We start from the raw sequence: 13,967 nt of genomic DNA, 5'->3' as shown, positions 1-13,967 counted from the left end.
GATAGACCAGCGCTCAGGAACGGTCCAGAAATCCTTTGCGCTGCAGCACGGATGGCGCAGGCTGCCCGAATTCATGCGCATAAGCATAGAAGTCCAGATTGTCCGTCTGCATGGCCGGGTCTGCGAGCAACATCTGCTCGTAGTTCTGGCCGAGGGCGCGGAACAACGTCAGAAGATCGGCGTCCCCAGCGGACTTCGCTCCCATCCGGTCCCGATCGATCATGATTTCAGCAAGTTCCGCGAGTTCCTCGGCGCTGTTTTCGCGGATCATGACGCCTTTTGCCTCGAAATCCTCTCCCTTGCCGACAGCGGGAAGCCCGAGTTCCAGAATCTCCGCGTAAGACAGCGGCTCGCCGGTGCGGGCCGAGAGATAGCGCTTGAACAGCAGCAGATCGTCCTTCATCGGCAGCCGCAAAAGCTCATAGACCAAGTTCACGGTCGCGGCGGGCCGGCCGAAGGCCCGGACAAGCGCTTCCGGCCCGGACGCCTGGTTGAAGGCAAAAGCACAGTGGGCAGACAGGAACACGTCCAACGCCTGGCTGTAGTCAGGATGACGCGGCAGATCGACAACCTGCTCCGGATACCCTTCCAGCGGGACGCCGCCACGATCCCCCAACCGGAAAACCCAATAACCCGCCTCGACAAACCGCTGGATTGCTTCCCTATAGGTGTGAATATCGGCACAACGGAAAACGTGGTGCGCCTTTTCCGGCAGATAGCTCATGTCGCGGGCATGTAGGGTAACGAAACGCGAGCCAGCCGGCATGCCGACATTCTCCAGAAACGCCTCCCCGGTCGCGCGAATGCTATCCGGCAGCTCGAAGTAACGGACATCGCCACCGGTCGTCACATGACGTCCGAAATCGCGGATGACTCGCTGTGGCGAGGCAAGGCAAAGATGAAAGAGCTTCAGATCGTGCACACCGCCATCGAGGAAGCCGAGCATCGGTAGGATCGGATCGGATGTCGGTACATGCACGAATTCTGGCCCTGGGCATTGCAGGATGAAGGGATTATAGCCAGCCCCCTCGCCTTGCCCCGTAATCAGAATGATGCGGTCGTAGTGCGGGCCGAAGAGGGTCTTCAGGAAGAACGGCTCCATTGCCGTATGACCGATCCGGTCGACCTGCGCCAGGATGTAAACCAGCGTCCGCTTGCCTTCTTCCAGATGCGGAATGACCGTATGAAACAACCGCTCCATGGTCTCCTTCTTGCCGAACTCGGCACGAAGGTTTTCCAGCAGGGCTTTGTCATCTTCCGGCGATGAGGTCATCGGTGCTCCTCTCCAGACCTTGCGGTAGCATGATCCGCGACCCTAGGGAATGGCACCCGTGCGACCGCCCGGCGTTGCACGGCCGGGGGCTTTGTGGCATTCCGCTGGAACGAAAAAGTTAAGAACAGGGAACATGTACATGTTTTTCGAGCCCGGCGATCACAAGAACCACGGTTTCACCTTCGACCCGTTCAAGGCGACCATCTCGCCGCGGCCAATCGGCTGGATCTCGACCATTGACGAAAACGGCGTCACGAACCTTGCTCCCTACAGCTTCTTCAATGCTGTGTCCTGGGCCCCGCCCTGCGTGATCTTCTCCAGCGGCTCCCGGCCGGACGGATCGCCGAAGGACAGCGCGCTGAACGCAGCAAAAACCGGCGAGTTCGTCTGCAATATCGTCGGCAAGGCGCAGGCACAGCAGATGAACCAGACCGCCATTCATTTTCCGCATGGCACCGACGAGATGCAGCATGCCGGCCTCGAAGGAATACCGTCGCAGTTCATCAAGCCGCTCCGGGTCAAGGACGCGCCGGTGCATCTCGAGTGCAAGTACCTGAAAACAATCGAGCTACCGTCCGTCAGCGACACCGTGGTCAATCGAATGATACTCGGCGAAGTTGTCGGTATTCATATCGACGAAAAATATGTCGCCGATGGCCGCATCGACGTGACCAAGTACCAGCCGGTCGGCCGCCTCGGTTACATGGATTATTGTGCCGTCGGTGAAGTCTTCGAGATGAACCGCCCGGATTAAGACGGACCGAACTTAGTTCGAAAGATACTTCCTCAGCACTTCCGCCATCCGCTCAGACGTGGTGCCGCGCGGAAACATGCTGAGGAAGCGCCCGTCCGTGCCCATCAGATAGGTCAGCGTTGAATGGTCAACGAGATAGTCGTCGCCGGACATACCGTCGAGCTGGAATTTCCGGCGGTGCACCCTGTAAGCCTTCGCCGCCGCCACCACTTGCGCTTCCGTCCCGGTCAGCCCGATCAGGTTGGGGTGAAAAGCATCGGTGAACTCTCGGAGCGCCTCCGGTGTGTCTCGGCGCGGGTCGACCGAGATCAGCAGTGGCTGTATCCGGCCTGTGCCCTCCCCCAATGAATCCAGTGCTGCTGCCATGATCGTCAGGTCGGTCGGGCAAATGTCCGGGCAATAACTGTAGCCGAAATAGACCAGCATGAACTTGCCCGCATAGACATCCGGCGTAACCTGCTGTCCTTGCTCGTCGGTAAGATGGAACGCGCCACCGAACAAGGTCGGCAAGCGCAAGGATCCAGCCCCCGCCGGCAGGCTTGAAAGCAAAGCAGCGAGGAACAGAAAACCGGCCGAGAAAAACCGAACGAAGATCATCGGTTATTGCACGGGCGGCGGGGGGACGATATCGGGGCGGCCGACCTTACCGAAGGTACCGATCACATCATTGGCCATGCCGTCGCGGCGGAACCAGCGTTTCGCATCCTCAGTCTTGTTACGCTGCTTCCAGTCCTCGGCGAAGGCCGTAGCCCGGATCCACTCCGTGGCGCCCGGCTTGCGCAGGCGTTGCAGCATGTAAATCACCATGGCGGGATGAGAGATGATCAGACCGTCGACCTCAACCCGCTGCCCGCAATAAGGCAACAGATCCAGTGTGGCGCCAGCGAACAGGGTGTTGCTTTTCACCGCCAGTAACAGCGTGCCGTCGTCCCGCACCAATCCGAGCTGCCGCTTGCCGCCGCCGCAGGCTTTGGGGCAATCGCCACGCAGCTCACAGAGCAGATCGACCACTTTTGCCTCGAACTGCGCGACCATCTCGCCATCGATGCCCCATTTCTGAGCCGCGAAGGATGGAGAAGCGGCCGACAGGCAAAGCACCACGGCAACAGCAAGAGAGCGAAACCGCCCCATTCTCACATTCCCCATGGCTGGATACCGAACTTCTCGTGCGTCAGATCGACAATGCCCTTGTCGTCGGCCACCTGGGTCACAAGCAGATATTTCACCCCGTCCCGCTCAATCATATCGCCATCGACGGTGACCCGATGACTCTGGATCCGGATCATCGCCGGGTTGGAGACATTCTGGCTGTCATCCTCGACCCGCAATACGACATAGAGCGTGCCGTCATCAGCCCGGACACTGACAGGAATGCCACCGACCGCACACCAGACCGCGCATTGGAAATGCGCAGAGCCACGGGCATACATGATCTCGGTAACATAGCACCAGGTATCAATCAGCTCGCCCTCGACCCGGATCCGCTTCACGGCATCGGCGCGCGCTTCCGGCAAGAGTGTGCAGACCAGAACCAGGACCACAAGGAAGGGGCGGACGAACCGCGGCATGATAACTCCGGAGCTTGTTTCTCCCCCGCAACGGCGGGCGGACTTTCCATCTATAGCGTTCTCACTATAGCGCCAAATCCGCCTCACCTGCGCTGACGAGGTCGTGAGACCTATTCGGCAGCCTCGGAAAGCTCCGGCGGCAGCTCTACGCCTGTCTGCGCGGTGATGTTGCCGTAATGCTCGATACGCCGGTGTTTGGCGTAATTGAACACCGTTTCCTTGCCCATTTTGGCCAGGTCCAGATCCGCCGAATAGGTGATCAGCTCATCGTCGACGGAGGAGACCTGGCTAACGATCTCGCCCGAGGGCTGGATGATGCAGGACCCGCCGATCAGCATGCAGCCATCTTCCATCCCGGCTTTCGCCACGCCGACCACGAAGGCGGAGTTCATATAGGCATTGGCCTGCATGGTCAGATGATTGTGGAACATGCGGAGATGGTTCGGCTCGAAGGCGGAGGTATTCACGTCCGGCGTGTTGTAGCCGAGCACGATCAGCTCGGCGCCCTTCAGGCTCATCACTCGGTAGGTCTCCGGCCAGCGCCGGTCGTTGCAGATCGCCATGCCGATGATGCCGCCATGCTGGCGCCAGACTCCGAAACCCAGGTCGCCCGGCTCGAAATACCGCTTCTCCAGATGCTGCCACGGCCGGTTGGGGTCGTATTCCGAATGCCCCGGCAGATGCACCTTGCGGTACTTGCCGGTGATCTTGCCGGTCTCGTCCACCAGAATCGCGGTGTTGTAGCGGTGCCCGTCCGGCGTCAGCTCCGCATAGCCGAGATAAAACCCGATCCCCCGCTCCGCGGCCGCCTCGAACAACGGCCGCGTCTCCGCACTCGGCATTTCCCGCTCGTAATGATGATCCATCCGCGAGATGTCTTCCTCGAAATAGCGCGGGAAGAACGTAGTCAGGGCAAGCTCCGGAAAGACGACAAAATTACAGCCACGGTCCCCCGCCTGCTTAAGCAGCTCGATCATACGGTTGACAGCACTGGTCCGGGACTCATCCGGCGCGATGGGGCCTAGCTGAGCGGCGCCAATGGTAACGATGCGGGACACGGGGTTCTCCTGTTCAAGTTGTTCTGGTTTTGGCCGGACTATATCAAATTTTAGCTCGCAACGGGATTGAACGGCGTCGGGAACACCTCGCGCGGCTTGATGTAATCGTAGGGCGCGCGTGCGAGGAACTTGCCGAAGCCAGGCTCGCAGAAATCCTCGCCGTCTTTCCAGACCACGGAGCCGCGGGCAATCGTGGCCGCCGGCCAGCCGGTGACCTGCATGCCTTCATAGGGCGTATAGTCTGTCGCGTGATGCAGGATGTCCTGGCTGATGGTGGTTTTCTTCTCCGCGTCCCAGACCACGATATCGGCGTCGGCACCGATCGAGACCGTGCCTTTCTGCGGATGCAGGCCGAACAGCTTGGCGGCGTTGGTCGAGGTGATGGCGACAAATTCCTGCAGATCGATCCGGCCTTTCACCACGCCCTCATGGAACAGGATCGGCATCCGCGTTTCCAGCCCCGGCACGCCGTTGGCGATGGAGCTGAAAGGCGCATTGTCGCCGGCCCAGAACTTGCCGTCCGGATCGCCGATATTGTAGGGCGCGTGATCCGAAGTGACGTTGCCGATTGTGCCGGACCTCACATAGTCCCAGAGCGCCTCCTGCTCCGCCTTGGTGCGCGGTGCGGGGGAGCAGAGAAATTTCGCACCTTCCCGCGCGTCCCGGTCGAGATCGTCCTCGGTCAGGACAAAATATTGCGGGCAGGTCTCGGCGAAGATCTTCAGGCCGCGCTGCTGGGCCCGGCGGATTTCCTCCGCTGCCTCACCGCAAGTGACATGGAATATCTGGATCGGCTGATCCATCAGCTCGGCCAGCGCGATCATCCGGTAGGTCGCCTCGCGCTCGACCAGCGCCGGCTTGCACCAGGCGTGGTATTTGGTGCCATTATGACCCGCCGCCAGCAGCTTCTCGGTCATGAACATGATGGCGTCGTGGTTCTCGGCATGGACACAGACCAGCGCCTGGTTGCGCCGTGCCACTTCCAGAATGCGCAGGATCTGCCCGTCATCGACCCGGTTGCTGGCATAGGTCATGAACAGCTTGATCGAGCGGTGCCCCTCCCCGATCAGCTTCGGCAAGTCGGTATGGACGACCGCGTCGTTCGGATCGTTGATGACGATGTGGAAGCTGTAATCGATGCAGGCGGATTTCGCCCGCTCGTGATAGGCGGCAACGCCCTCGGCCAGCCCGACGCCTTTCTGTTGCGGAGCAAAACAAACTACAGAGGTGGTGCCGCCACAGGCTGCCGACCGGGTCGCGGTCTCGAAGGTCTCCGCATTCCGGCCGCCAGTGCTGGAGGGCTGGTCGATATGGCAATGGCTGTCGACGCCGCCCGGCATGACCAGCTTGCCGGATGCATCCAGCTCCTTCGTGCCCGCGCCCAGCGTCTCACCCAGGGCAACAATGCGCCCATCGCGGATTCCGACGTCGGCCTTCACCGTATCTGAGGCATTGACGACCGTGCCGCCGCGAATAACCAGATCAAATTCACTCATGGGCCCGTTCCTCAGTTCGCATCCGGATAGCTCAACGGCGACAGCTCCTCGACCGGGCGCTGTGCCCAGTCCCGCTGGCGCACGCTCGACATGGTGATCTTCTGGTATTCGGTCATCTTGGCCGCTGCCTCGGTAACGTCGATGGTGATCACCTCGCCGTCGCGCACCACCTGGGTGCCGTCGACATAGACATGCTTCACCGCCCGGTCACCGGCGGAATAAAGCAGGCTGCGCAGCGGATCGCGCACCGGCTGCATATAGGCATGGTCGAGATCGACCATCACCATGTCTGCCTTGCAGCCGACCTCGAGCCGACCGATATCGGTGCGGCCGAGCGTCTTCGCGGCGCCGATGGTCCCAGCGTCGAAGATCTCTTCCGTCGAAGCGTTGGTAAAGTCCCCGGACATGATCCGGCCGACGATCATCGCCACTTCCATCTCGTGGATGAAATTGTGCGGGAATGTGTCGGTGCCGAGCCCGAGCGGGATACCGGCCTTCACATAGCGGCCGACATTGTTCAGGGCGATACCGCGCCGCCAGAAAACCGTCGGACAATGGGCGACAGAGGTGCCTGATTTCACCAGCAGATTGAAGTCGTCCGCCTGCGGCCAGTGCAGCCAGGGATGGTCGTTCAGGAAAATGCAGTGGCCGATGATGGTGCTTTCGTCGAGCACGCCAATGCTGTCCAGCCACTCAAGCGGAGTCAGGCCGTGACGCTGGGTCATCTCGTTGAACTCGACCACGCTCTGGGCCGCGTGGATCTGCATCTTGATACCGCGCTTCTTGGCTTCCGCGTGGGAGGCCTGGATCAGTTCCGGCGTGCAGGTATCGATCTGGGACGGCCCCATCATGCCGGACATCCGGCCAGACGGATGGCGATCCGCTTCCTCAACAATTTCGATGGCACGCTCCATACCGCGTTCGCCAGCCTCCGGGTCCCAGTCGTAGACGACCGAGTGGCCGTTCTTGGTGGACCAGGCGGCAGAGCGGTACATCGGGCAGAGCACGCCGCGAATGCCGGTTTCGGCAACCTCGTCGACCCAGTTTTCCCGGGCGCCGGACAGATCGGCATAAGTAGTCACGCCGCTTTTCAGCATCTCGTGAATGGCATAACGGCTGGTATAGGGGGCCGCTTCCGGCATGATCCGGAACACAGGCATATACTCGTAAAGCCCGCTCTGCCCCAGTTTCGGGCTGCCCAGCTCCTCGTTCAGGCCCTTGTTACCGGGCTCCGAGGTCGGGTGATTATGGATGCTGATAAAGCCCGGCATGACCATCATGCGGCTGCCGTCGATGGTCTCGTCCGCGGTGCCGGAATAACCCGGACCGACATGGATGAGGATGCCATCCTTGAAGGCGACGTCGGCATTGCGGAAGAAGCGGTGGCCGGCATCGCTGCCATTCTTGTCCTTCTCCCAACCGATCACCCAGGAGGCGTTCTTGATGAGGGTGGTTTTCGACATATCCCTGTTCTCCTTCGCGGGCCTTCCCGGCCCCTTCTTTCGTGTCAGGCGGCTTCCGCCTGCCGGTCAAACATGATTTCACCGCCGACGATGGCAAGGTCCGCCGACGCTTCCAGAATTTCCTCGGGCTCGATGGCAAACAGATCCCGGTCGAACACCGTGATATCGCCGAGCTGGCCCTGCTTCAAAGTGCCCTTGATCTCTTCCTCGAAGGACCCGTAGGCGCCGCAATAGCTGTAACAATGCAGTGCCTCTTCAAGTGTGAGCGTCTCGTTGCCGCCCAGAAGGGTGCCGCGCTTGGTCTTGCGGGTAATCATCGAATAGATGTTCTGGAACGGATTGGTACTGGAAACCGGTGCGTCGGAGCTGGCCGACGGATGAAGACCGGCATCTAGGAAAGATCGGAACGGATAGGCCTTGGCTGACAGCTCCTCGCCCAGCACGTCCACATAGAGATCGCCAAACTCATACATGAAGATGGATTGCGGCGCCGGCAACACGCCGACGCGCTGCATGCGGGCAAGCTGGTCGGCATTGAGGAAGCCGCAATGCTCAATCCGGTGGCGGCGGTTGGCATGAGCCTCGACATCGTTTCCGATTGCCAATTCATAGGCGGTCAGAATCTGCTCGATGGCGCGATCGCCGATGGCGTGGGTCGCAACCTGGTAGCCCCGGTCGTGATAGTCGCGGACATAGTCGAAGAGCTGCTGATCCTCATAGATCATGATGCCGCGATTATCAGGCTCGCCGAGATAGGGATCGAACATCGCCGCCGTCTTGCCGCCGGCGCTGCCGTCGGTGAAGAGCTTCATCGGGCCGACCCGCAGCCACTCGTCCCCGTCACCCGTCATCAGGCCGAGATCCATGGCCCGGTCCGGCCAGCCGCTGGCGCCCGCCAGCATCATCAGATGCATGCGCAGGCCGAAACCGCCCTGGCGGCGGAGCTGCTGATAGGCCAGCCATTCATCATAGCCCTGGCGCAGGCCGACCCCCGGATCGGTAACACTGGTGAAGCCAAGCGAAAGGTTGTGTTGTTGGCCCATGCGGACGCCCTCCGCTAGGGCATCGATACTGTAATCACTGAGAACGGCCGTGATCTTTTCCTGTGCCCGTTCCTGCAGCAGTCCTGTGAGCTTGCCGTTCTGGCTCTCGATATGGCCGCCATCCGGCTGCGCTGTGCTCTCGTCAATCCCCGCGAGCTTCAGCGCCGCACTGTTGGCGACGCCCATATGGCCGCAGGTGCGCTTGACGTAGACCGGGTTGTTCGGTGCAACGATGTCCAGCTCTTCGCGAAACGGGTGACGCTTGGCATCAAGCTCGAAATGGTCGTAACCACGACCGAAGATCCACTCACCCGGCTTCGCCTTGTCGGCGCGCGCCTTGATCTTGGCCAGCATCGCCTGGAGCTGCGTGTCAGTCTTGCAATCGACCTCCGAGAGGCCGAGCCCGACCATCATCAGATGCTGGTGCGCGTCGTTCAGTCCGGGAGCCGCCAGACGACCGTTCAATTCGATCACCCGTGTGTCGGCCCCTACCAGCCCCTCCAGCTCGCTATTACTGCCATGCGCAATCACACGTCCACCCCAGATCGCGACCGATTCGGTGAATCCGGCACCCAAACCGAGAAACACCTTGCCGCCACGCAATACCAGATCAGCTTTCGCCGTTGCCATGTCGCTATTCCTTTTGGTACTGGCCAGCTCGAACCCTGAGGAGATGCGGGGAGCCTGCCGGGAGGGATGCTCAGATTGCGGATGAAGACACGGTCTGTCAACGCCCCGGCCTTGGGTCCCTCTCAATCCTGAAACTGCAACATCATATTGGGGTTCAGTTGACACTAACGCCAAGATATTGGATATTTTTCCAGTTATTGAACCAGGGTTGACTACCCCTTTTCGGCGGCGATTTTATTGCGATGCGGCACCTGATCCGACGCTTTGTTCCTGTAATTCTGGTCGGCGCACTTTCCGCCTGCTCATTCGAAATGCCGGATCTGGATTTATTCAGCGACAGTGACACTCTTCCCGCCAAGGCTCCACTCGCTCAGTTGCCGCCAGCTCCGCAACCGCTGTACCAGCCGGGCGACACCTATGTGTTCAATGACGACGGAAACGTGGTGCAGGAGCAAGTGGTCGGCGTCACGCCGGACCGGGTTACCTGGACCAACGATTCCGGTCTGATCTGGACGACGACGAACGAGCTGGTCACACCGCAACTATCCTGGTCATCCCATCCCGAACTCGGGCGCGGACGTCAGAGCATTATCGGTAATCCGGGCACCCTCTTCCCGCTGCAGGAAGGCAATATCGTCGCCTACGGTATCCGTGGCAGCAGCGAGAAAGTGCCGACTGGCTGGGAAGACGAGGTGCGCTGCGTCGTTGCCGGTCAGGAAGACGTCACGGTGCCGGCCGGGACCTTCACAACCTACCGGATCGACTGCAAACGCAAAAATGTCGATACCAGCCTCTATTATGCCCCGGTGGCGCAGAACTACGTGTTGCGCGAACGGACCTTTACGAACTCCCGCTCTCGCAAGGAGCTGATGTCCGTTTCCCTGGCCGACAACCGGACGGCAGAGATGCCTGTCACCGTTGATCAGCCGGCGAACCTGACCGATATGGTCGCCCCTGCGACGAGCACCCATGCGAGCGTGGCCAAGCCGGACCCCATGATGGCGCCGCCAAAGAATACCGGCGAAATGCGCGAGGAGATGGACGACAGCCGGATGCTGACGCTCATCTCCCGGCTTGAAGCCGTTGTCGGCAAGCTGGAAAGTATGTCCGAAGGCAAGATGATGCCTCCGAAGGCAGAGGCGGAAATGAAATCCGCTTCTAAAACGGACGTTCAAGGCGACCAGAAAACCTCCATGGCAACAGCAAGCCCGGACGGCAAATACGGTATCCATCTGGAATCCTACAGGACCATGCAAGGCGCCCGGCGCGGCTGGTCCGCGCTTGAGAAGCGCTATCCGAATGAGTTGAAGGATCTCAGCTTCATGACCGTCGAGTTTGATGCCGGCGACGGACGCGGCACATTCGTCCGGCTGGTCGGTGCCGCCTTCAAGACCCGGGCCGACGCACTCAAAGCCTGCAGTGCCATGAAAGCCAAGCGCCAGTTCTGCCAGGCCGTCAGGATCGCGCGCTAAGTCTCGCGTATACCCCAGCCGGGCACGCACCGGGAATGATTGCACGGCCTCACTGGACGGGATAAGCATCGAGTGCGCGGTCGGCGTCTCTCCATGCGGGTCCTCTCAATGAAAACTGAAAACAGTCCCGCAGCCGTCGAGAATGACGGGCTCAGCAATCCGGCCCGCGCCATCGGGCTGATCGTCGTCGCGGTATCCATGTTTGCGACGATGGAAGCCATGGCGAAATACACCTCCGAGACAATCCGTGTCGAAATGGTCATCTGGGGCCGGTATTTCTTCCATTTCGCCGGCATGGTTCTGGTGCTCCCGCTGCTCGGCGTCCGCCGCACATTCCACGTTAAAAGCCCGGTCAAGGTCACCATCCGCGGGCTTCTGCTACTCGGCTGCACCATCTGCTTTTTCACCGCGATATCGCTGATACCGCTGACGGACGCCAATTCCATCGCTTTCGTAGCCCCGCTGATCACCGTCGCGCTTTCCGCCTTTGTCCTGCGCGAGAAAGTCGGCATCCGGCGCTGGGCTGCCGTAGGAATTGGTTTTGTCGGCGTTCTGATCGTGCTGAGGCCCGGATTTAACGAAATTCACTGGGCTTATTTCCTGGTCCTTGGCATGGCCACGATGTTCAGCATTTTCGGCCTGATGACACGGTCGCTCAACCGTACCGAAGCCCCGGTCGCCATGCAGTTCCACGCGGCACTGGTCGGTTTTATCGGAACAGGCATACTGATTTTCTTTTATTGGGAGACACCAACTCTCCGCGAGTGGGTTTTTCTGATCGTGATTGGCGCTATAGGCGGCGTCTCTCACCAGATCCTGATCTTCGGCTTCCGGTACGCCAGCGCCTCCTTGCTAGCGCCGTTCCATTACATCGTCATCATCTGGGCGACGATATACGGGTACTTCATTTTCGGCGACGTGCCTGAGGTCTGGACCTTCGCGGGCGCAGCCCTGATCGTGACCGCCGGGCTTTATGTCTGGATCCGCGAACGGCAAATCAAACCCACGCCGCCCGCACAACATTAAACGACACGCGCACGGAAGACGGAAAAGACCATGTCAGGTGCTCAGCATCACCGCCCTGCTCTCGGAATCTGCCTGATCGTCGCCGGGTTCACCGTGTTTTCCTGCATGGATACCCTGGTGAAGCAGAGCGCCGAGACATTTCCGATCGAGCACATCACCTTCGTCCGCTATGCCGCGCATTTGGCATTGCTGGTGGTTCTTATTCCGTTTTTCGGCATCCGGACCTTCCTCGGAGGCCGGAAGCTGGGATTCCTCACCATTCGCGGATGCTTCCTGTTTATTTCGACCATCCTGTTCTTCGGCGCTATCGCCAGCCTGCCGCTCGCGGAAGCCGCAGCCATCAGTTTCATGGCACCGGTGCTGACTGTCGGGCTCTCCGCACTGATCCTGAAAGAAAGCGTCGGCATCCGGCGCTGGAGCGCGGTTGCGGCTGGCTTCGTCGGCGTGCTGATCATTCTGAGGCCCGGCCTGCAAGAGCTGACCACGGCACATCTCATGGTGCTCGGTACGGCATTCGGTTTCTCGGCCTTCTCTCTGATGACCCGGCATGCCGGGAAAGAGACACCGGCCCTCGCCACACTGTTTCTCACAGCCGTTACCGGCGTTATCGGCTCCGCCACGCTGTTGCCCTTCGCCGGCACATGGCCAGCCGTCTCCGGCTCAAGCTGGGGGATCCTGGTCCTGATCGGCCTTCTCGCCCTTCTGGCCGAGTTTTGCCTGGTGCATGGCTACCGCTGCGCCGCCGCGTCCCTGCTGGCACCGTTCCAGTATATCCAGATGCTCTGGGCCACCCTGCTGGGCTGGGTCGTATTCGACAGCCTGCCCGATGTCTGGACCAGCGTCGGCGCCGCCCTGATTATCGGCGCCGGTCTTTATATCTGGTTGAGGGAAACCCGGATCCGGCAGGTCACGCCGAGCGAGGTCCCCGCCAGCGAGCCGACGTGAACACGGTGAACATAGACAGGAACATGAACCCGGCGATGGCATAGAACACAAGTGCCGGCTGATCATTGTCGAGAATGAAACCGAAGATCATCGGCGCAATGATCCCGCCGATGCTGAAACCGGTGGTGACGAAGCCGAAAACCTTGCCGTACTGCCCGTCGGGCGTGACCGAGCGCACGATCATGTCCCGCGACGGCATGATCATACCGTGCAAAATGCCCTGCAATGTCAGCGATGCCAGCAGCAGCGGCTCGGGCATGTCGACAAGGGCGACAATGGAAATCATCACCGCCGTCGCCAGGAAGCAGAAAGCGGCGATCACATTGTGATTGGAAGTCTTGTCCGCCAGATAACCGCCAAAGAGAATCCCGATGGTGGTACCGACCAGATACCCCGTCAGCGCTCCGGTTGCGACCGGAAGGACCGTACCGTGTAACAGGTTGAGCGCGGAAACCAGGAAGTTGTTGAGTCCGCCAGAGCCAAGCGCTGTCATGATGTAGAAACCGAGACACATCAGGATCGGGAACGAGAACAGCAGCGCCCGGCTGGAAGAATCGGCCGGTTTAGCCTGCTCTGCAGCCGGTTTCTGCTTATTTTGCAAACTGCCGGCGAACACCAACAGAACAGCGGCGGTTGCAAGACCGGCAAGGCCAACCCCGACAAGGGCCATACGCCAACCGACGACATCGCTCAAAAATATGATCAGCGGCGGTGCGACAGCGAAACCGGCGAAACCGGCAAAGGTATGCAGGCTGAAGGCCCGCCCCATGCGCGGCCCTGAAACAGAGGCCGACAGGATCGCGTAATCAGCCGGGTGATAGACACCGTTGGCAACGCCAGCGATCGCCATCATTGCAAGCAAGCCCCAGAAACCATCCCCGAACCCGATCATCATAAAGGCAAGAGATTCAGCCGCGAGGCCGCCGATCAGAATCCAGCGGGCTCCGAACTTATCCACCAGATAGCCGAACGGAAGCTGCGTGCTCGCCGTGGCGCCGCTGAACACGGTCATGATCAGCCCAAGCTCAAGAAAGCTGACGCTAAACTCCTCGCGGAGCGTCAGAAACAGCGGCGGCAGAAGAAGAATAAAGAGATGACTGAAAAAATGCGCTACGCCGATCAGGCCAATCACCTTGAAGTCGGCGAGAGATCCGCCTTCCGGCGGCGCGGCGTGCGTTTCGGCGGTCATTTAAAGTTCCAGGCGGAAAGACTGATGAGTATCTGCAAACTGGAACTGAC

13 protein-coding genes are annotated in these 13,967 nt (G+C 60.2%); 4 read left to right on the top strand and 9 right to left on the bottom strand.

Annotation, left to right across the window (positions count from 1 at the left end; genetic code table 11):
• Nucleotides 1–13 precede the first annotated feature (13 nt).
• A complete protein-coding gene (locus tag K328_RS0104370; protein WP_028464925.1) occupies nt 14–1,273 on the bottom strand; it encodes a TIGR04372 family glycosyltransferase in 1,260 nt (419 codons plus the stop codon).
• A 139-nt stretch (nt 1,274–1,412) separates the two neighbouring features.
• On the opposite strand from K328_RS0104370, the gene K328_RS0104365 reads away from it, so the two are divergent.
• Nucleotides 1,413–2,027, top strand: a complete 615-nt coding sequence (locus K328_RS0104365) for a flavin reductase family protein (protein WP_028464924.1) — start codon at nt 1,413–1,415, stop codon at nt 2,025–2,027.
• A gap of 12 nt (nt 2,028–2,039) precedes the next feature.
• Here K328_RS0104365 and K328_RS22545 read toward each other — a convergent pair whose 3' ends face one another.
• The 7 genes from K328_RS22545 to K328_RS0104330 all read right to left on the bottom strand — a co-directional run bounded on the left by K328_RS22545 (nt 2,040) and on the right by K328_RS0104330 (nt 9,285).
• Nucleotides 2,040–2,624, bottom strand: coding sequence for an SCO family protein (locus K328_RS22545; RefSeq protein ID WP_051284459.1), 585 nt, complete (start codon nt 2,622–2,624; stop codon nt 2,040–2,042).
• 3 nt (nt 2,625–2,627) lie between these two features.
• Nucleotides 2,628–3,158 carry a hypothetical protein gene (locus tag K328_RS22540; RefSeq protein WP_051284457.1) on the bottom strand — a complete coding sequence of 177 codons (531 nt, stop codon included), beginning with the start codon at nt 3,156–3,158 and terminating at the stop codon, nt 2,628–2,630.
• A 2-nt stretch (nt 3,159–3,160) separates the two neighbouring features.
• Nucleotides 3,161–3,595 carry a hypothetical protein gene (locus K328_RS0104350; protein ID WP_051284455.1) on the bottom strand — a complete coding sequence of 145 codons (435 nt, stop codon included), beginning with the start codon at nt 3,593–3,595 and terminating at the stop codon, nt 3,161–3,163.
• A 110-nt stretch (nt 3,596–3,705) separates the two neighbouring features.
• Entirely contained in the window at nt 3,706–4,653 is a 948-nt protein-coding gene (locus K328_RS0104345) for an N-carbamoyl-D-amino-acid hydrolase (protein WP_028464922.1), read from the bottom strand.
• 50 nt (nt 4,654–4,703) lie between these two features.
• Entirely contained in the window at nt 4,704–6,149 is a 1,446-nt protein-coding gene (gene hydA, locus K328_RS22535) for a dihydropyrimidinase (protein WP_036553136.1), read from the bottom strand.
• An 11-nt stretch (nt 6,150–6,160) separates the two neighbouring features.
• Complete coding sequence (locus K328_RS0104335) at nt 6,161–7,612, bottom strand: amidohydrolase family protein (protein WP_028464921.1); 1,452 nt, start codon at nt 7,610–7,612, stop codon at nt 6,161–6,163.
• Between the two features lie 44 nt (nt 7,613–7,656).
• The gene (locus K328_RS0104330) at nt 7,657–9,285 is read right to left on the bottom strand and encodes an amidohydrolase (protein ID WP_028464920.1); all 1,629 of its coding nucleotides are present in this window, start codon (nt 9,283–9,285) and stop codon (nt 7,657–7,659) included.
• 242 nt (nt 9,286–9,527) lie between these two features.
• Between K328_RS0104330 and K328_RS0104325 the strand changes: the two genes are divergently transcribed.
• The 3 genes from K328_RS0104325 to K328_RS0104315 all read left to right on the top strand — a co-directional run bounded on the left by K328_RS0104325 (nt 9,528) and on the right by K328_RS0104315 (nt 12,728).
• Nucleotides 9,528–10,757 (top strand): SPOR domain-containing protein, encoded by a 1,230-nt coding sequence (locus K328_RS0104325; RefSeq protein WP_028464919.1) that lies wholly within the window; start codon nt 9,528–9,530, stop codon nt 10,755–10,757.
• A 108-nt stretch (nt 10,758–10,865) separates the two neighbouring features.
• Nucleotides 10,866–11,783 (top strand): DMT family transporter, encoded by a 918-nt coding sequence (locus tag K328_RS0104320; RefSeq protein ID WP_169721167.1) that lies wholly within the window; start codon nt 10,866–10,868, stop codon nt 11,781–11,783.
• Nucleotides 11,784–11,813: 30 nt separating this feature from the next.
• Nucleotides 11,814–12,728 carry a DMT family transporter gene (locus K328_RS0104315; RefSeq protein ID WP_028464917.1) on the top strand — a complete coding sequence of 305 codons (915 nt, stop codon included), beginning with the start codon at nt 11,814–11,816 and terminating at the stop codon, nt 12,726–12,728.
• Here K328_RS0104315 and K328_RS0104310 read toward each other — a convergent pair.
• A complete protein-coding gene (locus K328_RS0104310; protein WP_028464916.1) occupies nt 12,691–13,917 on the bottom strand; it encodes an MFS transporter in 1,227 nt (408 codons plus the stop codon). The genes K328_RS0104315 and K328_RS0104310 overlap by 38 nt on opposite strands.
• Nucleotides 13,918–13,967: the final 50 nt, after the last annotated feature.

This window comes from Nisaea denitrificans DSM 18348 (genome assembly GCF_000426505.1).
GTDB classification, from domain to species: Bacteria; Pseudomonadota; Alphaproteobacteria; order Thalassobaculales; family Thalassobaculaceae; genus Nisaea; species Nisaea denitrificans.
This window is presented reverse-complemented; position numbering and strand designations above follow the sequence as displayed.